19 protein-coding genes and 3 pseudogenes are annotated in these 21,444 nt (G+C 71.1%); 13 read left to right on the forward strand and 9 right to left on the reverse strand.

The genetic code is table 11. The features are described from left to right. Positions 1-43 precede the first annotated feature (43 nt). From JYK17_RS02325 to JYK17_RS02335, 3 genes are all read left to right on the forward strand, one after another. The gene (locus tag JYK17_RS02325) at positions 44-268 is read left to right on the forward strand and encodes an MbtH family protein (RefSeq protein WP_108007138.1); all 225 of its coding nucleotides are present in this window, start codon (positions 44-46) and stop codon (positions 266-268) included. Next, entirely contained in the window at positions 265-5,580 is a 5,316-nt protein-coding gene (locus JYK17_RS02330; protein WP_222809645.1) for a type I polyketide synthase, read from the forward strand. The genes JYK17_RS02325 and JYK17_RS02330 overlap by 4 nt, the downstream gene beginning before the upstream one ends. Positions 5,581-5,688: 108 nt before the next feature. Continuing rightward, positions 5,689-6,531 carry an alpha/beta fold hydrolase gene (locus JYK17_RS02335; RefSeq protein WP_128801706.1) on the forward strand — a complete coding sequence of 281 codons (843 nt, stop codon included), beginning with the start codon at positions 5,689-5,691 and terminating at the stop codon, positions 6,529-6,531. On the opposite strand, the gene JYK17_RS02340 is transcribed toward JYK17_RS02335, so the two are convergent. Continuing rightward, the gene (locus JYK17_RS02340) at positions 6,528-6,896 is read right to left on the reverse strand and encodes a nuclear transport factor 2 family protein (protein ID WP_108007134.1); all 369 of its coding nucleotides are present in this window, start codon (positions 6,894-6,896) and stop codon (positions 6,528-6,530) included. The genes JYK17_RS02335 and JYK17_RS02340 overlap by 4 nt on opposite strands. A 92-nt stretch (positions 6,897-6,988) precedes the next feature. Between JYK17_RS02340 and cysD the strand changes: the two genes are divergently transcribed. Next, positions 6,989-7,927: a sulfate adenylyltransferase subunit CysD gene (gene cysD, locus JYK17_RS02345; RefSeq protein ID WP_108007132.1), complete on the forward strand. Its 939-nt coding sequence runs from the start codon at positions 6,989-6,991 to the stop codon at positions 7,925-7,927. Positions 7,928-8,097: 170 nt separating this feature from the next. On the opposite strand, the gene JYK17_RS02350 is transcribed toward cysD, so the two are convergent. From JYK17_RS02350 to JYK17_RS02360, 3 genes are all read right to left on the reverse strand, one after another. Next, on the reverse strand, positions 8,098-8,529 hold the full coding sequence (locus tag JYK17_RS02350) for a GlcG/HbpS family heme-binding protein (RefSeq protein ID WP_128801705.1): 432 nt from the start codon (positions 8,527-8,529) through the stop codon (positions 8,098-8,100). A 154-nt stretch (positions 8,530-8,683) separates the two neighbouring features. Further along, positions 8,684-9,607 (reverse strand): hypothetical protein, encoded by a 924-nt coding sequence (locus JYK17_RS02355; RefSeq protein ID WP_108007128.1) that lies wholly within the window; start codon positions 9,605-9,607, stop codon positions 8,684-8,686. Positions 9,608-9,628: 21 nt separating this feature from the next. After that, positions 9,629-10,522 (reverse strand): MFS transporter, encoded by an 894-nt coding sequence (locus tag JYK17_RS02360; RefSeq protein ID WP_108007126.1) that lies wholly within the window; start codon positions 10,520-10,522, stop codon positions 9,629-9,631. On the opposite strand from JYK17_RS02360, the gene dapA reads away from it, so the two are divergent. The 5 genes and pseudogenes from dapA to JYK17_RS40955 form a co-directional block, all read left to right on the forward strand. Next, the gene (dapA, locus tag JYK17_RS02365; protein ID WP_108007124.1) at positions 10,511-11,422 is read left to right on the forward strand and encodes a 4-hydroxy-tetrahydrodipicolinate synthase; all 912 of its coding nucleotides are present in this window, start codon (positions 10,511-10,513) and stop codon (positions 11,420-11,422) included. The genes JYK17_RS02360 and dapA overlap by 12 nt on opposite strands. Before the next feature lie 68 nt (positions 11,423-11,490). Then, entirely contained in the window at positions 11,491-12,939 is a 1,449-nt protein-coding gene (hpaE, locus tag JYK17_RS02370; protein WP_267974139.1) for a 5-carboxymethyl-2-hydroxymuconate semialdehyde dehydrogenase, read from the forward strand. Then, positions 12,936-13,247: pseudogene (locus JYK17_RS41125) on the forward strand (VOC family protein); the annotation flags it as partial. The gene hpaE and the pseudogene JYK17_RS41125, both read left to right, overlap by 4 nt. 248 nt (positions 13,248-13,495) lie before the next feature. After that, positions 13,496-13,894 (forward strand): VOC family protein, encoded by a 399-nt coding sequence (locus JYK17_RS40390; RefSeq protein WP_234548505.1) that lies wholly within the window; start codon positions 13,496-13,498, stop codon positions 13,892-13,894. Beyond that, positions 13,894-13,971, forward strand: a pseudogene (locus tag JYK17_RS40955) (hypothetical protein); the annotation flags it as partial. The gene JYK17_RS40390 and the pseudogene JYK17_RS40955, both read left to right, overlap by 1 nt. Before the next feature lie 72 nt (positions 13,972-14,043). Here JYK17_RS40955 and JYK17_RS40395 read toward each other — a convergent pair. Beyond that, positions 14,044-14,169: pseudogene (locus JYK17_RS40395) on the reverse strand (carboxylesterase family protein); the annotation flags it as partial. Positions 14,170-14,392: 223 nt separating this feature from the next. Between JYK17_RS40395 and JYK17_RS02390 the strand changes: the two are divergent. The 4 genes from JYK17_RS02390 (at position 14,393) to JYK17_RS02405 (ending at position 16,757) form a co-directional block, all read left to right on the forward strand. Further along, positions 14,393-14,779: a carboxylesterase family protein gene (locus JYK17_RS02390; protein ID WP_219917645.1), complete on the forward strand. Its 387-nt coding sequence runs from the start codon at positions 14,393-14,395 to the stop codon at positions 14,777-14,779. 115 nt (positions 14,780-14,894) lie between these two features. Further along, positions 14,895-15,440 carry a hypothetical protein gene (locus JYK17_RS02395; RefSeq protein ID WP_222809646.1) on the forward strand — a complete coding sequence of 182 codons (546 nt, stop codon included), beginning with the start codon at positions 14,895-14,897 and terminating at the stop codon, positions 15,438-15,440. Between the two features lie 318 nt (positions 15,441-15,758). Beyond that, positions 15,759-15,980 carry a CbtB domain-containing protein gene (locus JYK17_RS02400; RefSeq protein ID WP_016432160.1) on the forward strand — a complete coding sequence of 74 codons (222 nt, stop codon included), beginning with the start codon at positions 15,759-15,761 and terminating at the stop codon, positions 15,978-15,980. Between the two features lie 21 nt (positions 15,981-16,001). Further along, a complete protein-coding gene (locus tag JYK17_RS02405; protein WP_222809647.1) occupies positions 16,002-16,757 on the forward strand; it encodes a CbtA family protein in 756 nt (251 codons plus the stop codon). Between the two features lie 95 nt (positions 16,758-16,852). Here JYK17_RS02405 and JYK17_RS02410 read toward each other — a convergent pair whose 3' ends face one another. The 4 genes from JYK17_RS02410 to JYK17_RS02425 form a co-directional block, all read right to left on the reverse strand. After that, positions 16,853-17,443 (reverse strand): histidine phosphatase family protein, encoded by a 591-nt coding sequence (locus JYK17_RS02410; protein WP_108007114.1) that lies wholly within the window; start codon positions 17,441-17,443, stop codon positions 16,853-16,855. 432 nt (positions 17,444-17,875) lie between these two features. Next, entirely contained in the window at positions 17,876-20,089 is a 2,214-nt protein-coding gene (katG, locus tag JYK17_RS02415; protein ID WP_222809648.1) for a catalase/peroxidase HPI, read from the reverse strand. Between the two features lie 21 nt (positions 20,090-20,110). Next, positions 20,111-20,557 (reverse strand): Fur family transcriptional regulator, encoded by a 447-nt coding sequence (locus JYK17_RS02420; RefSeq protein WP_108007110.1) that lies wholly within the window; start codon positions 20,555-20,557, stop codon positions 20,111-20,113. A gap of 128 nt (positions 20,558-20,685) precedes the next feature. Beyond that, positions 20,686-21,354, reverse strand: coding sequence for a helix-turn-helix transcriptional regulator (locus tag JYK17_RS02425; RefSeq protein ID WP_222809649.1), 669 nt, complete (start codon positions 21,352-21,354; stop codon positions 20,686-20,688). Positions 21,355-21,444 lie beyond the last annotated feature (90 nt).

Genomic DNA, 21,444 nt, shown 5'->3' on the forward strand with positions numbered 1-21,444 from the left:
CCCTGCGGTTCTCCCGGCACAAGGAACGGATTCAGGAGCGACATTGAGCACGGACAACCGGAACTACCTCGTGGTGGTCAACCACGAGGAACAGTATTCGATCTGGCAGGCCGACCGGGACATCCCGGAGGGCTGGACGGCCACGGGCTTCGGCGGAACGAAGGACGAGTGTCTGTCGCACATCGCCGAGGTGTGGACGGACCTGCGGCCGCTGAGCCTGCGGCGACGGCTGGCGCAGTCGACCGCCGAAGGGGGGAACCGACGTTGACACAGCGCGACGCGGCCGACGACGCCATCGCGGTCATCGGGATGAGCTGCCGGTTCGCCCCGGACCTCACCACGCCGGAGAAGCTCTGGTCTTTCCTGGCCGACGGCGCCAGCAGGATCAGCGAGATGCCGGACAAACGGTGGGAGCCCTACACCTCCGGCAGCCCCGAGGCGACCGCGATCCTGCGCAAGGCCACCCGCAAGGGGGCCTTCCTGGACGACATCGAGGGCTTCGACGCGGAGTTCTTCCAGATCACGCCGCGCGAGGCGGAGTTCCTCGACCCGCAGCAGCGCATCTGCCTCGAACTGGCCTGGGAGGCGCTCGGTGACGCGGGCGTGCCGCCGCTCTCCCTGTCCGGTACCGAGGCGGGCGTGTACATGTCCGCCAACTCCAACGACTACGGCCGCCGGCTGCTGGAGGACATACCGCGGACGGGTGCCTGGGCCGTCAACGGAACGACGTACTACGGGATGGCCAACCGCATCTCGTACTTCCTGGATCTGCGCGGTCCGAGCATCGCCGTCGACACCGCGTGCGCCGGCTCGCTGACCGCCCTCCACGTCGCCGCGCAGAGTCTGCGGCTCGGCGAGACACCGCTGGCGATCGTCGGCGGCATCAACATCATGGCGACGCCCGCCCTGGTGGTGGCTCTGGACTCCGCGGGCGCCACCGCGCCCGACGGGCGCAGCAAGGCGTTCGACAAGGCCGCCAACGGCTACGGCCGCGGCGAGGGCGCCGGAGTGATGGTGCTCAAGCGCCTGGCCGACGCCCGCCGCGACGGTGACCGGATCCGAGCGGTCATCGTGGGCAGCGGCGTCTTCCAGGACGGCCGGTCCGACGGCATGATGGCGCCCAACGGGGACGCCCAGGAACACATGCTGCGCCAGGTCTACGAGCGGGCGGGCGTCGAGCCGGGCTCCGTCGACTACGTCGAGGCGCACGGCACCGGAACGCCCCTCGGGGACCTCGCGGAGAGTCGGGCCATCGGCAGCGTGCTGGGCGCGGTACGCCCGGCCGGCGATCCCCTGCTGTTCGGCACCCTGAAGCCCAACATCGGGCACGTGGAGGCCGCCTCGGGCATCGCGGGCGCGATCAAGGTCGTGCTGTCGATGGAGCACGGCCTGATCCCGGCGAGCCCGCACGACGAGGTCAACCCCGATCTCGATCTGGCGGCGCACGGGCTCCGCCTGGTGGGCGAGACGACGCAGTGGCCGCGCCGTGACGGCGGCCCGCGTCGCGCGGGGGTGTCCAGTTACGGCGTGGGCGGCACGGTCGCGCACCTGATCCTCGAGGAGGCGCCCGAGGCGCAGACCGGCCGCGTCCCGGACGCCCGGCCCGAGGAGACCCCGCGCGTCTTCCCCCTCTCCGCCGTCGCCGAGGCGGGAGTGCGCTCGCTGGCCGGGTCGGTCGCCGAGTGGCTCCGTACGGACACCGGCACGTCGCTCTCCTCCGTCGCGCACACGCTGACCCGCCGGCGTTCGCACCTGGCGGTGCGGGGCGCGGTCGTCGCCTCCTCCAGGACGGAACTGGCCGAGCAATGGGACATCCTGGCGGCGGGCGACAGGTCGCCCCAGGTGGCCTTCGGGCGGGCGGTGGCCGCTTCGTCGCCCGGAGCGGTCTGGGTGTTCTCCGGGCACGGAGCCCAGTGGACCGGCATGGGCCGAGGTCTGCTGCGCGACGCCCCGGCCTTCGCCAGGACCATCGACGAGCTGGCCGAGGTCTTCCGGGCCGAGCTGGGGTGGACGCCCCGCGAAGTGATCGACGAGGGCGGCCCGTGGACCGTCACCACCGTCCAGGCCATGACGTTCGCCATGCAGGTGGCGCTCGCCGAGACCTGGTACGCGCAGGGCGCACGACCGGCGGCGGTGATCGGGCACTCGGTGGGCGAGATCGCGGCAGCCGTGGTGGCGGGCGCGCTCGACCTGACGGACGCAGCCCGGTTCGCCTGCCGCCGGGCCAAGGCGCTGGAGGCGGTGGCCGGGCGAGGTGCCATGGCGCTGGTGGGCCTGCCCTTCGCGGAGGCCGCCGAACGTCTCGCGGGACGTGACGACGTGGTCGCCGCCATCTCCGCCGGCGCCCGGTCCGCCGTCGTCTCCGGTGACACGGACGCCGTCGAGGAGCTGGCACGCCGCCTTCAGGCGGAGGGCGTGGACGTGCGGCGGGTCAACAGCGACGTGGCCTTCCACAGCCCGCACATGGACGCCGTGCTGCCGCAGGTGTCGGCCGCCGCGCGGGAACTGACCGCCCGGGAGCCCCGGGTGCCGCTGTACAGCACGGCCCTGACGGACCCGCGCTCCGCGCGGCCGCGGGAGGGGGCGTACTGGGAGACGAACCTGCGTGCGCCGGTGCGCTTCGCCGAAGCGGTGGCGGCGGCGCTCGAGGACGGCTTCCGCGTCTTCCTGGAGGTGTCCGCGCACCCCCTCGTGGCGCACTCGGTGACGGAGACGGCGCACGCGGCCGGTGCGGAGAACGTGCTGGCGGCGGTGACCCTCCGCCGCGACCAGCCCGAGCTGGGCACGCTGCTGGTGAACCTCGCACAGCTGCACTGTGCGGGCGTCGAGGTGGACTGGCGGTACGAGGGCGAGCTGGCCGCGCTGCCCGCCGTGCACTGGCAGCACCGCCCCTACTGGATCTTCCCCGGGACGTCGGCCGAGAGCCGCGGCCGGGGCCATGACCCCGACACCCACACTCTCCTGGGCGGGCTCAGCACGGTGGCGAGCGCTCCCGCGCAACGGGTGTGGCAGACCCACCTGGACATGTCGAGCCGCCCGTATCACCAGGACCACAAGGTGGTGGGCGTCGAGACGGTGCCCGCCTCCGTGGTGATCAACTCGTTCGTCACGGCGGCGGCCCGCGACGGCGGCACCCCGGGGCTGACCGACATCGTGCTGCGCACCCCGCTCGCGGCCACCCCGCCCCGCGTGGTGCAGGTCGTGCTCGACCAGAACCAGGTGCGGCTCGCCAGCCGCATCCGGCGCGCCGACGGCGCGGGAGGCGACGAGGACCAGGACCAGGAGTGGATCACCCACGCCACGGCGAACGTGGACCGGGGCGCCGTCGTGGGGTCGCGCCCGATGGAGGACGTCGAGGCGATCCGCGCCCGGTGCCCGGAGGAGTGGACCTGGACCCGCGTCGATCAGATCTTCCGGAACATGGGAGTGGACGGCTACACGTTCCCGTGGGTCGTCGAGGAGCTGAGGCGCAACGAGGTGGAGCAACTCGCCGTCGTGACCATCGACCACACGCCGAAGCTGCATCCGAGCAGCTGGACGGCCGTGATCGACGGCGCGCTGACGGTGAGCGGCGTCCTGGTGACCAAGGAGGACTCGCGGACGCTGCGAACGTCCTCCCACCTCGACGCGATCGCCTTCCGGGGCGATCCGCCCGGGCGGATCGTCGTGCACACGACGCGGTCCGCGGCGTCGCCGGAGACCACCATCGACGTGCTGGTCTCCGACATGGACGGCAACGTCGTGTGCGAGGCGACCGGCCTGCGCTTCACTCAGGTGCACGACAAGCCGGGCAGCGCCCTGCCGCCGCGTCGGCTGGTGCACGAGATCGCCTGGGAACCGGTCGAGCCGTCGACGGATGCCGGCCTCCCCGTCGAGCACGCGGTGCTGCTCGGCGACGAGGCGGTCACCGCGCCGCTGGCCGAGCGGTTCGCCGCGCGCGGCGTGCCGTACCTGCGACTGGAGCGGGCACAGGACCTGCCCCACGTGCCCGGGGGCGGCCACGGGGTCCTGGTGGTGGCCCCGGAACCGCAGCGCGCCGGGGAAACGCCGGAACAGGCGGCCGAGAGGTGCGCCTGGACGCTGATCGACGCCGCCCAGCACCTGGGCCGCCGCCCGGCGCGCACGGCCGACGGCACCGGACAGCCGCTCAAACTGTGGTGCGTGACCACGGGCGTACGCGCGCCCCGGCGCGAGTCGGACCTGTCCCACGCCCCGCTGTGGGGGGTGTCGAGGATCATCGCCGGTGAGCGTTCGGATTTGTGGGGCGGTGTGGTCGACATCGCGGCCGAGGCGGCTCCGATCGGCGCCAACACGGCCGATCTGCTGCTCGACCTGTTCCGCGGCCTGGACGGCACCGAGGACATCGTGTCGGTCACGCCGGACGGTGCGTTCGCCGCGCGGCTGACGCAGGTGGAGCGGCCGGCCGAGAGCCAGGCCCTGGAACTGCGGCCCAACGGCACCTACCTGATCACCGGTGGGCTGGGCGGGATCGGTCTGGAGGTCGCCCGCTACCTGGCGGACCGAGGCGCCCGCCGTCTGGTGCTGGCGGGCCGGCGCGGACTGCCGCCCCGGTCGGAGTGGGAGCGGGTGCGGGAGCCCGCGGTGCGGGCCCGGATCGACGCGGCACTCGCACTGGAGGCGATGGGCGTGACCGTCCGGGTGCTCGCACTGGACATCTCGGACGCCGACGCGGTGGCCGCCGCCCTGTCGCCGTCGGCGTTGGACCTGCCGCCGATCCGCGGTGTGGTGCACGCCGCGGGTGTCGTCTCCGACGCGCTGGTGGACAAGACGGACCGTCAGGGCCTTCGTACGACGCTGGCCCCGAAGGCCGGGGGCGCGATGGCGTTGCACCGGTTGTTCCCCGAGGGCACGCTGGACTTCTTCACGATGTTCTCGTCGTGCGGGCAGCTCGCCCGGCTCACCGGGCAGGCCAGTTACGCGGCGGCCAACTCCTTCCTGGACGCGCTCGCGGCGCTCCGCCACGCGGGCGGCCACACCGAGACGACCAGCCTCGGATGGACGCAGTGGCGGGGGACGGGTATGGGCGAGACCACGGCCGGCACCACCATCCTGGAGGCCGAGTCACGGGGCCTGGGCGGCATCTCCGCGGCCGAGGCGTTCCGCGCCTGGTCGTTCGCCGACCAGCTCCGCTCGCCGTACGCCGCGATCCTGCGCGTGATGCCGGAACGGTCGCTCCCGGTGTTCTCGAGGCTGCAGGCCGCCGAGGCGGAGGAGTCCGGGGCCGGTGCCGAGACGGTCGACTGGGCGGCGCTGTCCGAGGAGGAGATCGCGGAGCGGGTCCTGGCCGAGGTGCACGAAAGCGTGGCCGCCGAGCTCAGCCTGGCCACCGCCGACATCGCGGTCGACCGCCCGCTGGTCGAGCTGGGGGTCGACTCGGTGTTGACAGTCGGGCTCAGGGTCCGGCTGCATCGGCGCTTCGGCATCGACCTGCCTCCCACGATCCTGTGGAGCAGTCCGACGGTGCGGGCTCTCGCCGACTTCCTGGTCGGCGAGGTGAGGGGCCAGGACACGGACGAGGACGAGGCCGGTGCCGTGGAGGAGGCGGCGGTGCCGGTCTGACGGCCGGCTCCACCGGGCAGGGGGTACGGCGTCCCCTGCCCGGACCGCCGGCCGGCGGCGCGGTCGGGCCGCCGCTGATCGAGCCGTGCCAACGGGGAGGAGACCACGATGAGTTACCTCGGTGTACCGGGGGCGAAGCTGTACTACGAAATGTCCGGGACCGGGCCGGTGCTGCTGCTGATCTCCGGAGGAACGGACGATGCGGACGACTTCGAGGGAGTCGTCCCGTTGCTCCAGGACGCCTTCACCGTCGTCGCCTACGACTGCCGCGGGCTCTCCCGCAGCCGTCTCGACGGCGATCCGGCGGATGTCCCGGTCGAGGTCCACGCCGATGACGCCCGGCGGCTGCTCCGCGCGGTCGGGGACAGACCGGCCCATGTGTTCGGCAGCAGCAGCGGTGGCCAGGTCGCTCTGTCCCTGACCGCCCGTCACCCGGAACTGGTCCGCGGCGTGGTGGCCCACGAGCCGCCCGCCGTCGCCCTCCTCCCCCACGGCGACCCGCGCCGCACCGTGCTCGCCGAGGCCCGTGCGGTCCACGCCCGCGAGGGCGTCAGGGCGGGTATGGCGGCGTTCGTCGCGGCGGCCGGCCTGGACAGGGTGAAGCACCCCGAGCGCCATGCGCCCGAGAGCCCCCAGGCCGCGCTGAACACACAGAAACGGCTCGTTCGCATGGAGCGCAACCTGGAGTATTTCCTCTCCCACATCGTGGGGCCTGCGGCCGACTTCGTACCGGACGTCGACGCCCTGTCGTCGGCGCCGGCACCGCTCACCGTGGCGGTCGGGGACGCCTCCGAGGGCCAACTCGCCCACGCGACCGGGCGGGCGCTGGCCGCTCGGCTGGGGAGGGAGCCCGCCGTCTTCCCCGGCGGTCACGCGGGGTTCGTCACCCACCCCAGGGCGTTCGCCCGAGCGCTGCGCGCGGTGCTCGCGGGCCGGCCGGGCGCGGACTAGAGGGGCGTCTGCTGGTGCAGGACGACACGCCAGGCGTCATCCTCACGGCTGTAGACGGTGGTGGCGAGGGCGGTGTGGTCGACGTCGCCCTGGTCCGTCCGGGCCGTGTACTGGACCCGGTAGGTGACCAGAGCGCTGTCCGGCGACAGCACCCGGACCTGCCGGTCGCTCAACTCGCTGCGCACGAACGGGTTGCGGTTGGCCTCGATCAGCGGAACGATCCGCTCCTTGTCGGCCGTTCCGAAACGGCTCACCAGAAGCGCGTCCTTGCGCAGCAGACGTTCGTAGGTCGTCCCGTCCCCGGCGCGGTTCGCCCGCCAGAGCTCCTCCTCCAGGGCGGACAGCAGTTTCGCGATATCGCTCATGAGGCCTCCGGGGAACACGACCACGTCACAGACCTACAGTACGGATGTCACGCCCAGTCGCCAAAACAGCACTATGAGTGGCGTGTGAACTGATGGAGAGGAATGCCGACACCGAGGCCGGGCGGATCGACGGGTCCCGTACCGTCTCCCACCTGGACGCGCTCGAGTCGGAGGCGGTGCATATCTTGCGCGAGGCAGCGGGCGAGTTCGAGAACCCGGTGATGCTGTTTTCCGGCGGCAAGGACTCCATCGTCATGCTGCACCTGGCGCTGAAGGCGTTCGCTCCCGCGCCGGTGCCGTTCGCACTGCTGCACGTGGACACCGGACACAACTTCCCCGAGGTCATCGAGTACCGCGACCGCACGGTGGCGAAGCACCACCTGCGGCTGCACGTCGCCTCCGTCCAGGACTACATCGACCGCGGTGTGCTCAAGGAACGCCCGGACGGCACCCGCAACCCGCTGCAGACGCTGCCGCTGACCGAGAAGATCCAGAGCGAGCGGTTCGACGCCGTGTTCGGCGGCGGACGCCGCGACGAGGACAAGGCGCGCGCGAAGGAGCGCGTCTTCTCGCTGCGCGACGAGTTCTCGCAGTGGGACCCACGTCGACAGCGCCCCGAGCTGTGGCAGCTCTACAACGGCCGCCACGCACCCGGCGAGCACGTGCGCGTCTTCCCGCTCAGCAACTGGACCGAGCTGGACGTGTGGCAGTACATCGCCCGGGAGGGCATCGAGCTGCCGCAGATCTACTTCGCCCACGAGCGCGAGGTGTTCCGGCGGGCCGGCATGTGGCTGACGGCCGGCGAGTGGGGTGGCCCCGAGGACGGCGAGACCGTGGAGAAGCGGCTGGTGCGCTACCGCACCGTCGGCGACATGTCCTGCACCGGTGCGGTCGACTCCGACGCGGTGACCCCGAAGCAGGTCATCACCGAGATCGCCGTCTCTCGGCTCACCGAGCGCGGCGCGACGCGCGCCGACGACAGGCTCTCCGAGGCCGCCATGGAGGACCGCAAACGCGAGGGGTACTTCTGAGCATGACCACGGCACCTCTCGGCCGCCACCTCCAGGACGGCCCGGACCTGGCGCTGATGACGGACGGTTTGCGGGCCGCCGCCGGCTCCCACGGCGAGTGAGTCGTAGACGTACTCGATCCGGCGGGCCACGATGTCGGCGCGGCTGCGCCACAGGTCTGACGGGTGTGATCAGCCGGCGTCGGCCGTGTAGCCGGCGCTTTCGATGCCGTGTACGGCGTATTCCTCGTCCCGGTCCGGACGGTCGCCGCTGATGCCCACCGCGCCCACGACATGGCTCGCGGTGTCGCGGATCAGGACGCCGCCGGGAACCGGGGCGATGCGGCCCTGGGAGATCGCCGTGAGGGACTGCAGGAACGCCGGTGCCTCGGTGGCCTTCTGCGCGAGGCCGCGTCCGCCGACGCCCATGCCGAGCGCGCCCCACGCCTTGGCCTGGGCGATGTCCGGCCGCATGATGCCGCTCCAGTCCTCGCGATTGAGGGCCACCAGGTGTCCGCCCGCGTCGAGGACGGCGACGGTCAACGGCTGACAGCCGAGCTCACGTCCGCGCGCCAGCGCGTGGTCGACGATGAGGGAGGCTTCCTTGAGGAGACCAGGGTGCATGGGTCTTCGCTTCCGGGTCCGGTGGCGTAGGTGTTCTGTGTGCGGGCGTTCGGTGCGTGGGCGATGGATGTGTGGGCGTCCGGTGTACGTGGAGCGTGCGCACGGCCCGCGTCATCGACGCAGCCGTGCGCACGCTCCACGGTGGGCCCGAGGATCAGGCAGCGGGCTGCGGCTGCTGCGCGCTCTCCGTCTGCCCGGGCATCTCCTCGAGGTCGTACTCGTCGGACTCCGTCCGCGGCAGCACGATCTCGGGCAGACCGATGAGGAACACCCCGAGCTCGGAGGAGGCGGTCAGGCGCAGCGTCTCCCCGGGATCGGCCTGTATGGCCGTCAGCCGCGTGATGTCCTTGCTCTCAGCCGTCCCGGAGCCGGACAGGACGACGAGCAGCCGGCGGGCCCGCTCGTCGAGGCCGGCCCAGGTGGCTCCTTCGGACAGCCGGATCATCTCGATCCAGACGCCTCGCTCGGAGAACGCCCCCATGAACTTGTGCTCCACCCTCTCGTTGTCGTCCAGGGGCAGCCAGTTGAACCGCTTGGGGTCGGCGATCTGGACGTTCTTGTACCGAGGACTCGGGTACTTCAGCCGCTCGCCGAAAACGTGCTCCCAGATGGTGTTCAGGCCCCACTGCACCTTGCCGTCCTCGCGGTGGTAGTAGGGTCCGACGAATTTGCCGTGCTCCAGCAGTTCGTCCCAGGCCTTGCGGCGCTGTTCGATACTCATGAAGCCGTACCCCGAGGCACCCCCGAACTGCAGGACCAGCTGCAGACGTTCGCCGGGGGCCGCCTCGCCGAGCGGGTCGTCCTGGGGGCCATAGGACAGGCCCTCGGGGAAGTAGCCGACCTGGCCCTCCTCGAGGATCAGACCGCGGCCGAGGTTCATCGCGCCTGAGATCGGCAGCCTGATCTGGTCGAAATTGTGCCGGTGCCGGGGCATCGCGAAGTCGGCATCCTGCCGGCCCAGGATGTACATGAAGTTGTCGCGGGAGTCCGGATCTCCCTTGAGCATGTGCTGAAAGGCCACCGCTCCGGTCGGGTGGTCCTTCTTCCAGTTGGTCTCGTCGTAGGGAACGATCTTCATGGCTTTTCCCTCCCAGGGGTTTCAGGAAGCGACGGCTTTGCGCTCGTCGGAGGCCAGGACGGGGGCTTCGGCCGGGCGTTTGCGGGACACGCTGAGGCAGAAGAGCACCACTGCCGTGCACAGGGAGATCACCCCGGCCAGGAGGAAGAGGATCGGCACACCGAGTCCGGCACCGATGAGGGCTCCGCCCAGCACCGGCCCGATGATGCCGCCGAGCCGCCCGGCGCCGATCAGGGTGATGGCGCATGCGCCCAGGCCATAGGCGGCGCCGATCACCATGGCTGGGTCGTAGCGGTCGGCCAGCCTGCCGATCAGTACGCAGCCGATCACGCCGCCGAGATTGAGCGTCGCCACCGCCAGCAGAGCGCTGCGCACACCCGCTTCGGCGGCGATGGTGGGCAGCCACGTGGTCAGGAAGTACGCCATGAGCAGCGTGAGGAACATGGCCGCCCACAGCAGGACCGTGGCAACAGCCCTGCCCTGGCGGAACAGGTCCGCGACGGGAGACCGCTCGGCCTCGGAGGGATCCTGCGTGCCGGTGGTGTCGGGGGACAGGCCCAGCCGTGCGTAGATGCGTGCAGCAGCGGCCGCGTCACCGCGGACCTGCAGGAAGCGGGCCGACTCCGGCAGCTTGAACAGCAGAACCACCAGGATGAGGAGCGGGGCGGCGCCGCCGACGTAGAACAGGCTGGCCCAGCCGTAGCTGGGGATCAGCCACGCGGCGAGCACGCCACCGAACACGGCACCGAGCGGGAAGCCGCACCACATCAGTCCTACGATCGTCGCCCGCGACTTGGCGGGCGCGTACTCCGAGGCGATCGAGACAGTGCCGGGGATGGCCGCATCCAGCCCGAGACCGGTGAAGAAGCGGAGCACCTCCAGCGTGCCGAGCGAGGTGCCGAAGTGCGGGGTCAAGAAGGATCCGTCGCTCCCGTCGTCACGCCGTTACTCGACGACGGCACCCTCGACCACGACAGCCTGCGCGGCCTGGTCCGCTGGCAGCTGGAGTCCGGCTCGCACGGTATTTCGCTGGGCGGCTCCACCGGCGAGCCGAGCGCGCAGAGCGCCGAGGAGCGGATCGCCGCCATGCGCACTGCGGTGGACGAGATCGCGGACCGGGTGCCGTTCGTGCCCGGTACCGGCTCCCACACGCTGGACGAGACGCTCGCCATCACCGCCGCGGCCCGGGACCTGGGTGCCGACGCGGCACTGATCATCACCCCCTACTACGCCCGCCCGACGCAACAAGCCCTGTACCAGTGGTATGCGACCGTGGCCCGGGAGTTCCCCGACCTGCCGCTGATCGTCTACAACGTGCCGTCCCGCACCGCGGTCGACATCGCGCCGGACACGGTCAAGCGGCTCTTTGCCGACTTCGACAACATCGTCGGCATCAAGGAGACCACCAAGGACTTCGAGCACTTCTCCCGGGTGCTGCACGCCTGGGGTCCCGAGCTGCTGGTGTGGTCGGGCATCGAGCTGCTCTGTCTGCCTCTGCTGTCCCTCGGCGGAGTGGGCTTCGTCAGTGCCGTGGCGAACCTGGCACCGGCCGCGGTGGCCCGCATGTACGAGTTGTGGGAGACGGGAGAGCCCGAGAACATGGCGGCCGCCCGCGAACTGCACTTCCGCCTGCACCCGTTGGTCGACCTGATCTTCACCGAGACCAACCCGGCTCCTGCCAAGTGGGTGCTGCACCAGCAGGGGCGTATCGCCTCCGCGCATGTGCGGCCTCCGCTCATCACCCCGACCCAGCAGGGCATCGCCCGCATCCGGGATCACCTCAAGGCAAGTGACGGCCTCGTGCAGTCCCTCTGACGCGACGCAAAGGAGAAGCCACGTCCGGCACGCGCCCCTCAGGACTGCCCGGCACCATCCCCCACTGGATCGGCGGCCGGGCCGCAGGCAGCGCCGACGGCCGTACCTTCGACGTGACCGACCCCGTCTCGAACCGTGTCTACGCCCGGGCGGCGGCGGGCAGCCGGACGGAGGTCGACCGAGCGGTCGCCGCCGCCCGGGCCGCCTTCCCCATCTGGTCCAGGCTCTCGAACCGAACGCGGGCCACCACGCTGAACCGCATCGCGGACGAGGTGGAGGCCCGCTGTGAGGAACTGGCACAGTTCGAGTCCTTCGACACCGGGCTGCCCATCACCCGGGCACGCGGGCAGGCGCGGCGGGCCGCGGAGAACTTCCGCTACTTCGCCGACGTGATCGTGTCGCTGGGGGAGGAGGCGTTTCGCCAGGGGGACGAGCAGTTCAGCTATGTGGTGAGGTCCCCGGTCGGTGTCGCCGGGCTGATCACCCCGTGGAACACGTCGTTCATGCTGGAGAGCTGGAAGCTCGCCCCCGCACTGGCCGCGGGCTGCACCCTGGTGCTCAAGCCGGCCGAGTGGACACCGCTGTCGGCCGGGCTGTGGCCCCAGATACTCTCCGCGGCGGGACTTCCCGACGGAGCCGTCAACATCGTCCACGGCATCGGCGAGGAGGCCGGCCAGGCGCTGGTCGACCACCCCGAGGTGCCCCTGATCTCCTTCACCGGCTCCACCGACACGGGCCGGCACATCGTCCGCAGCTCCGCCGCGCACCTGAAGAGCACGTCGATGGAGCTCGGCGGCAAGTCACCGGTGATCGTGTTCGCGGACGCGGACCTCGAAGCCGCCCTGGACTCGGTCGTGTTCGGCGTCTTCTCCCTCAACGGCGAGCGCTGCACCGCGGGTTCGCGGGTGCTGGTCCAGCAGCCGGTGTACGAGGCGTTCACCCGCCGCCTGGCCGAGCGCGCCGAACGGGTGAAGGTCGGCGCCCCCGCCGATCCGGCCACCGAAGTGGGCGCCCTCGTCCACCCCGAGCACTACGCCCGTGTCCTCGACCACGTGGAGACCGGCACGAAGGAGGCACGTCTGGTGGCGGGTGGCCGACGGCCCGATCACCTCCCGGAGGGCAACTACCTTCAGCCCACCGTCTTCGCCGACGTCTCCCGGGACGCCCGCATCTTCCAGGAGGAGATCTTCGGACCGGTCGTCGCGGTGGCTCCGTTCGAGGACGAGGCGGAGGCGGTCGAACTGGCCAACGCCACGCAGTACGGGCTCGCCGCGTACATCTGGACGTCCAACCTGAAGCGGGGTCACCGGATCGCGCACGCCGTCGAGTCCGGCATGGTGTGGGTCAACTCCCACAACGTGCGTGACCTGCGCACCCCCTTCGGCGGCGTCAAGTCCAGCGGTCTCGGCAGAGAGGGCGGCGCGCACAGCATCGACTTCTACACCGAGAGCAAGATCGTGCATGTGGCGCTGGGCGACGTGCACACCCCGCGGTTCGGAACGGGAGTCTTGGCATGAGCACCGCCCCCGCCCCCGATGTCGTCCGGGCCGCTTACGCCCAGCTTGTCGTCACCGACATCGTCAAGGCACGGTGGTTCTGGGTGGACATGCTCGGCTTCCACGTGCAGTACGAGGACGCCGGAACGCTCTGTCTGCGCGGCACGGATGAACTGACCCACCATTCCCTCGTGTTGCGCCGGGGTGACGTCGCTGCTCTGGACCACATCGCCTACCGCGTCCGCACACCCGACGATGTCGACAGGGCCGAAAGCTACTTCACCCGCCTGGGATGCCCGGTGCGCCGGATTCCGAAGGGCGCGGGCACGCAAGGGGTCGGAGAGGCGGTGCGCGTCATCGACCCCCTGGGCTTTCCGGTGGAGTTCTTTCACGACATCGAGCAGGCAGAGCGGCTCATTCAACGCTACGACCTGCACCGCGGTGCCCAGGTCGCGCGCCTGGACCACTTCAATCTCTGCACCCCGGACATTCCGGCTGCCTACGCCCACTACACGGCGCTCGGTTTCGGTTGCTCGGAGACCATCGAGGGGACGCCCATGAGCTGTACGCCGCTTGGATGTACCGCAAACAGACCGTCCATGACGTGGCCTTCACCGGTGCAGCCGGTCCGCGGCTGCACCACGTGGGCGTCGCCACTCACGAGTCCCACCACGTCCTGCACACCGCGGACATCTTCGGTGCGATCCGCAAGGAGGAGCACATCGAACGCGGCCCCGGCCGGCACGGCGTTTCCAACGCCTTCTACGTCTATCTGCGCGACCCGGACGGACACCGGGTGGAGATCTACACCTCGGACTACTACACCGGAGATCCCGACCACCAGACGTACCGCTGGAACGTCCACGACGACCGGCGCCGCGATTTCTGGGGGAGCGCCGTGATCGAGTCCTGGTACAAGGAGGCCAGTCCCGTGCTCGGCTTCCGGCGTCGGACGAAGCGGCCCCCCATCCGTTGATGGTGTGGATCCACGGAGGCGGATTCATCAACGGGGCCGCGTCCGACCCCGGATACGACGGGGAGTCGCTCGCGCGGCAGGGCGTCACCGTGGTCTCCCTGAATTACCGGCTCGGGGCCGTCGGTTTCCTCACCCACCCCGAAATCGGCGCTCTGCAGGACAGCCCGGTGGAACAGCCCTTCGGCCGCGGGTGCGCACAGCAGGCTCCGTACTGCCGCGGCTCCTGCGGACTGGCCGAAGACGGTGACGTTGCCGGGGTCCCCGCCGAACTCGGCGGCGTCCCCGCCGAGGCGGTGCGCGAGGCCTCGCTCGCCCTCGCGGGCATCCGCCCGCCGGAGGGCCGGGTGCACACGCCGGCCAACCTCACCTGGTACCCGGTGGCCGACGGCGAGACCGTCGCCGGGGATGACACCTTTCCCGGCTGGCCCCGGGGCGTACCGGTCATGCTGCGCTGCGTCGAGAACGAGGCACGCTTCTTCATCCGGCCCTCCGGCCTCCATGGACCCGACGACCGGGATCGCCCTCGACGTGGTGTACTCGTCGGCGATCTGGTTCGAGCCCGCCTTGGCGACCGCCGAACGCTTCGCCGCCCTCGGCCGCGAGGTCCACGTCTATCACTTCGAGCGGGTCGCGCCCGGCGCCGCGAGGTCCGGCGAGCGGGCGATGCACACCGCTGAACTCCCTTACCTGTTCGGCGTGTTCCAGCCGGGAGCCCACGACCCGACGGACGCTGCGGTGTCTGCCGAGATGCAGCACGCCAGGAGCGGTTTCGCCCGCAGCGGCGTCCCCTGCTTCCTCGACGGCGAGCGATGGCCACGCTTCGACGCCGCAGCGCCACGGCACGCGGTGTTCGGCGACACCACCGCCGTCCGGTCGCTGACCTGAGCGTCTTTGACCTGCTGCGGGTGGCGGACTCGCCAATGTCACAGATTCGGCCGTCTCGACATTCCCGGGGGCCGACGCGGTACTCGTGGGTGGAGGCAACCCTAGGAGGCCGCAGATGAACGCCCTGCCGCAGTCCGGTGCGACCCGGAGCCGCCCGACCGGACGAAGTGCCGACCTGAAGCTGCTCGGCATCTATCTCAACGACCACCTCGCCGGCGCCACCGCCGGCACCGCGCGCGCCGGCCGTCTGGTGCGTGTCGCCCGGGGTTCCGCGCTCGGGCGGGCGATCGAGCCCGTGGCGAAGGAGATCGCGCTGGACCGGGCGGCGCTGCTGGACATCATGCGTGATCTCGGGATTCCCGTCCGTCGCTACAAGGTGTGCGCGGGCTGGGCGGGGGAGCGAGTGGGGCGGCTGAAGCCCAACGGCCATCTGATCGGCGGGTCGCCGCTCGGGACCGTACTGGATCTGGAGGCGCTGCGGCTGGGCGTCGAGGGCAAGGCGGCCGGCTGGCAGACCCTGCGCAAACTCAGCACGGTCGACGAGCGCCTGGACGCCGCCCGGCTCGACACACTGATCGAACGAGCCCGCCGGCAGCAGGAGACGATCGAGGAGTGGCGCGTGCGCCAGATCGAGCAGGCGCTGACCACCACGGGCGGTTGAGCCGCTGCCGCGTGAGGGACATGGTGAGCCGCTACCGCGCGGGGGACAGGGTGACTCGCTCGTGCGTCTTCCGTGCTCCGGCGGGCAGTTGACCCGGCCGCGAGATACATCACGCCTGGTCGCGCGGTGTTGGCCAGGTCCTCGCCACACGGTACGGTCGGTGGGATATCGATGAGGGCAGGACGGAAGCCGGTGTGAGTCCGGCACGGTCGCGCCACTGTGTGCCGTCGCTTCGCAAGGAGTGGCGGCGAGTCAGACCCGTAGCCCTCGTCATGTGCACCATCGACATGGGACGCGAACTCCCGGAGAGGCACTGCCATGGCGCAGCACGTCGCGCAGCCGACAGCCACCACCCCCGCTCTTCCCGCCAAGCTACCGATCGGCGCGATCGTCCCGTGGGCGGTCTTCTTCGGCATCCTGATGCTGGTCCTGCTCTACTTCGTCGGCGCCGAGCAGGGCGCCACGTCCGTCGTCTCCGGCTCGGACGTCCACGAGTGGGTGCACGACGCCCGCCATCTGCTCGGTTTCCCCTGCCACTGACGCAAGGGGACCCGCACCCTCATGAACTCCGCAACGGTAAGAAACCTGCTCGTGCGGGGCATGCTCGCCGGCCTCGCGGCCGGCGTGCTCGCCCTGGCCGTCGCCTACTTGCTCGGTGAGCCGTATGTCGACAAGGCGATCGGCTTCGAGGAGGCGCACTCCCACGAGCACGAGATGGAGGTCGTCTCGCGCGGTGTGCAGTCCACCGCCGGCCTGGCCACCGGTGTACTGATCTACGGCGTCGCCTTCGGCGGCATCGCCGCGCTCGCGTTCTGCTTCGCGCTCGGCCGCGTCGGCCGCTTCAGCCCGCGGGCCACCGCACTGCTGCTGTCCGGCTGCGCGCTGCTCGCGGTCTATGTCGTCCCGTTCCTGAAGTACCCGGCCAACCCGCCCGCCGTCGGCAACGCCGACACCATCGGCAAGCGGACCACCCTGTACTTCCTGATGATGGTGCTCAGTGTGCTCCTCGCCATCGCGGCGACCATCCTGGGCAAGCGGCTCGCCCCGAGGCTGGGCAACTGGTACGCCACTGTCGTCGCGGTGGCCGCGTTCGTCCTGGTGATCGGCCTGGCGTACGCGTTCCTGCCGGTCGTCAACGAGGTGCCCGCCCACTTCCCGGCCTCCGTGCTGTGGCGGTTCCGCCTCTCCGCGCTGGCCATCCAGGTCACGCTGTGGACGGGCTTCGGCCTCGCCTTCGGCGAGCTGGCGGAGCGGGTGCTGAACCCGCGGCCCGCGAGGGCGGCCGCGCCTTCGGCGGTCACCGCGGGCGGCAGCTGACGGTGACCTGAATCGAGCGAACGTGAGGGCCCACGGAATCTCTCCGCGGGCCCTCACGCCTGTGATGGCCCCGCATGTGAGGACCGCGGCGTGTGTCAGTCGGCGTCCTGCCGCGGGTGCAGCGGGTTGCCCAGCCGCAGGTTCCAGCGTCCGGCCCGGCCGCTGATCTCCGTTGCCGTCAGCGGCGGCACGTCCGCGCGCCAGAAGGACGCCGCGGGCGCTCCCAGCACCTGCACCACCGCGGCCCGTACGACGTCCGGCTCGACCACCGCGAGTGTGCGGCCGTCCGTCCGCGACGCGGCGTCCAGCCACCGCCCGACGCGCAGGCACAGGTCCCGCACCGACTCCCCGCCGTGCGGCGCTGAGTCCGGATCGGTCAACCACCGCGCCACCGCCTCCGGTTCGGACCCGGCGACCTCGTCGAGGGTGAGACCCGCCCAGCGGCCCGCGTTCAGCCCCGCCAGCTCCGCCGGCGCTTCGCCCGCGTCGAGTCCGAGCGCCGTCGCGGTCTCGCGGCAGCGCACGCCGGGGGAGACGACGACGCGCTCGGCCGGGGGCAGCGTCCCGGCCGCCGCACGGGCCCGCGCCGCGCCGCCGTCGTCGAGCGAGCCCGTGCCGTCGTAGAAACGGGCCTGGCGCAGCGAGGTGCTCATGGCGGGTGAGATGAGGGTGACGCGGCTGGTCACGTTGCTCCTGTCGTCGTCCGGATCGGGGATCTGCTGCCGGGTCGCCGGCTGCCGACAACTGTGCACGCACCGCCCGCGCGACCGCGAGGAGGTTCGCCGCCGCGACGAGGTTCTTGAGCAACGCTCCGGTCCCGTGCCGACCGCGCCTTTTCAGGCCGCAGCCGGGGTCCCCGCCCCAGAGCCGTTCGGCGGGGGTCGCCGCAAGGCCGGGGCGCAGGGCGAGGGGGATCTGCCGGGCGGTGTCCGGCTGCCGCTGGTCGTCGCGTTCCGCCTGGCTGACGGGGCGAACCAGCTGCACCGGCAGACCCGCCCGACGGCGCCACGACGGAATTCGGGGGGCGGCGACGAGTGTGCGGCCGCTCGGACCCCTGCCCCGAACGCGGCCAGGGCCGGCCCGTGATCGGGTCGGCCCTGGTGTGTGGTGCGGTGGGGTCAGATGAGGTCGAAGCGGTCGAGGTCGCTGACCTTGGCCCACGCGGCGACGAAGTCCTTCACGAACTTCTCCTTCGCGTCGTCGCTGGCGTAGACCTCGGCGAGGGCGCGGAGTTCGGAGTTGGAGCCGAAGACGAGGTCGGCGCGGGTGCCGGTCCACTTCAGCGCGCCGGAGGCGTCGCGGCCCTCGAACGTGGTCTGGTCCTCGGAGGTGGCCTTCCACGTCGTGCCCAAATCGAGCAGGTTGACGAAGAAGTCGTTGGTCAGCCGGCCCGGCGTCTCGGTCAGCACCCCGTGGGTGGAGCCGGCGTGGTTGGCGCCGAGCACACGCAGGCCGCCGACCAGGACGGTCATCTCCGGGGCGCTGAGGGTGAGCAGGTTGGCCTTGTCGAGCAGCAGGTACTCGGCGGGCAGCCGGTTGCCCTTGCCGACATAGTTGCGGAAGCCGTCCGCGGTGGGCTCCAGCGCGGCGAAGGATTCCGCGTCGGTGTGCTCCTCGGTGGCGTCCACGCGGCCCGGTGTGAAGGGCACCTGCACGGCGACACCGGCGTCCTGGGCGGCCTTCTCCACCGCGGCCGCACCGCCGAGGATGATCAGGTCGGCCAGGGAGACCTTCTTCGCACCCGTGTTGAAGTCGGCCTGGATGCCTTCCAGGACGCGCAGGACCTGGGCGAGTTCGTCGGGGTTGTTGACCTCCCAGCCGCGCTGCGGCTCCAGGCGGATGCGGGCGCCGTTGGCGCCGCCGCGCTTGTCGCTGCCGCGGAACGTCGAGGCCGACGCCCACGCCGTGGAGACCAGCTGTGAGACGGACAGCCCGGAGTCGAGCAGTTTGACCTTGAGGGCGGCGATGTCGGCGGCGTCGATGACCTCACCCTCGGCCTGCGGCAGCGGGTCCTGCCACAGCAGCGTCTCCTCCGGCACCTCGGGGCCGAGGTAGAGCGACTTGGGGCCCAGGTCACGGTGGGTCAGCTTGTACCAGGCGCGGGCGAAGGCGTCCGCGAACAGGTCCGGGTTCTCGTGGAAGCGCTTGGAGATCTCGCCGTAGATCGGGTCGAAGCGCAGCGAGAGGTCTGTGGTGAGCATGGTGGGCCGGCGCTTCTTCGACGCATCGTGCGCGTCGGGGATGATCTCCTGAGAGTCCTTGGCGACCCACTGGTGGGCGCCGGCCGGGCTCTGGGAAAGCTCCCACTCGTAGCCGAAGAGGATGTCGAAGAAGTCGTTGCTCCACTGGGTGGGCTTGGTGGTCCAGGTGACCTCGAGACCGGAGGTGATGGCGTCGCCGCCCTTGCCGGTGCCGTGGGTGGACTTCCAGCCCAGGCCCATCTGCTCCATGTCGGCGGCCTCGGGGTCGTTGCCGACCGCGTCGGCCGGGCCGGCGCCGTGGGTCTTGCCGAAGGTGTGACCGCCCGCGATCAGAGCGACGGTCTCCTCGTCGTTCATCGCCATCCGGCGGAACGTCTCACGGATGTCGCGGGCCGCGGCCAGCGGGTCCGGGTTGCCGTTGGGGCCCTCGGGGTTGACGTAGATGAGGCCCATCTGGACGGCGCCGAGCGGGTTCTCCAGCTCACGGTCGCCGCTGTAGCGCTGGTCGTCGAGCCAGGTCGTCTCCGGGCCCCAGTACACGTCCTCGTCGGCCTCCCACACATCCGCGCGGCCGCCGCCGAAGCCGAAGGTCTTGAAGCCCATCGTCTCCAGCGCGACGTTGCCGGTGAGGATCATCAGGTCGGCCCAGGAGATGGACTGGCCGTACTTCTTCTTCACCGGCCACAGCAGCCGGCGCGCCTTGTCGAGGTTGCCGTTGTCGGGCCAGCTGTTCAGCGGCGCGAAACGCTGCTGGCCGCGGCCGGCACCGCCACGGCCGTCGCTGATGCGGTAGGTGCCGGCACTGTGCCAGGCCATCCGGATCATCAGCGGGCCGTAGTTGCCGAAGTCGGCGGGCCACCAGTCCTGCGAGGAGGTCAGCACCTCGGCGATGTCGCGTTTCACGGCGTCCAGGTCGAGAGCCTGGAACGCCTCGGCGTAGTCGAACTCCTCACCGAGGGGGTTCGCGACCACCGGGTCCTTGGCGAGGATCTTCAGGTTGAGCCGCTCGGGCCACCACTGGCGGTTGCCGCCACCCTGCGTCGGGTGCGCGGCACGCTGGTGCGCGACCGGGCAGCCACCGGTGCCCTCAGCCTTGGGGTCGGTGACGATTGCGTCGGGGTTCTCAGACATGGAAGTCCTTCCCTGGGTGGATCATTCAGCTGTACTGCGGGCTTCGGTGGAGCAGGAGGGGCACAGGCCCCAGAAGATGACCTCGGCCTCGTCGACCGCGAAGCCACGGTCGTCGGACGCGGTCAGACAGGGGGCGTGGCCGACCGCGCAGTCGACGTCGACCACGACGCCGCACGACCGGCAGACGAGGTGGTGGTGGTTGTCGCCGACCCGCCCCTCGAACCGGGCCGGGCTGCCCGGCGGCTCGATACGGCGTACGAGACCGGCCGTGGTGAGCGCGTGCAGCGCCTCGTACACGGCCTGCAGCGATATGTGGCCGACACGGTCGCGCACTCCTGCGGCGATCGTCTCGACGTCGAGGTGGTCACCGTCGCGGACGGTTTCCAGCAGTGCGACGCGGGCGGCCGTCACCCGCAGGCCGGCACCGCGCAGCTCGTCGGCGGTGTTCGGGGTCCGGGGCGCGGTCATGGGGACCAACCTAGCGGCATAAACACGAAGAGTTCAAGAAAACGAACTCTACAGGTTTGGCTCGTCGCGCTGAACGGCGGATGAAGGGCCGCTACGGCCGCTGAAGTGCGGGGTCGGCCGGTGGGCCGTTACTCGCCGGTGTGCAGCTCTACGCAGCAGGCGGCCTCGTGGGCGGTCAGTACGGCCGTGGTCTCGGGGTGGCCCGAGGTCTCCAGGTAGCCGCACAGGAAGGCGTGGTTCATGCCGCAGATCAGCTCCGGGGCCTGGGCGGCGACCGGATGGAAGGGGCAGTTGTGCAGCACCGTGCGGCCGGGGCCGGCGTCGGCGGGCTCGTAGCCGAGCGATTCCAGGGTGGAGGTGACGTCGTCGTCGCGGGTCCCGGCGCCCAGCGCCTCGCCCCTCTCCCGGGCCACGCGCAAGGACGCCTCCCGGGCGTCCTCGCCGGGCTTCTGTGCCGTCAGCGCGTCGGTCAGCAGCGAGGCCAGCAGATCGTGGCGGCGCGGCGGGAGGCTCACGGACAGGGAGTAGGGGCTCGGCTCGTACACCTTCGGGGCGCGGCCCACCCGGCGCGGCCCGGCGCCGCCGTGCCGGGCTTCGAGCAGGCCCGAGGCGACGAGCTTGTCGAGGTGGAAGGCCGCGAGCTTGCGGGAGATCCCGACCGCCGCCGACGCCTCCTCCCGGGTCACCGGCCGCTTGGCCCGCCGTACGAAGTCGAGCAGTTGACGCCGTGACTCGTCGCCGAGGACGGCGAGCGCCGCGATCGGATCGGGGCCGGAGGTCTCGGAACCGGAGGTCACGCAGTCACCGTAACTCCGACCCGGACGCTTGACCCACGCCCCGAATAAGACTAACAATCGTTGGTGAAATACCTCACAGGCGAGGTGACG

Source organism: Streptomyces plumbidurans (assembly GCF_019857225.1).
GTDB lineage: Bacteria > Actinomycetota > Actinomycetes > Streptomycetales > Streptomycetaceae > Streptomyces > Streptomyces plumbidurans.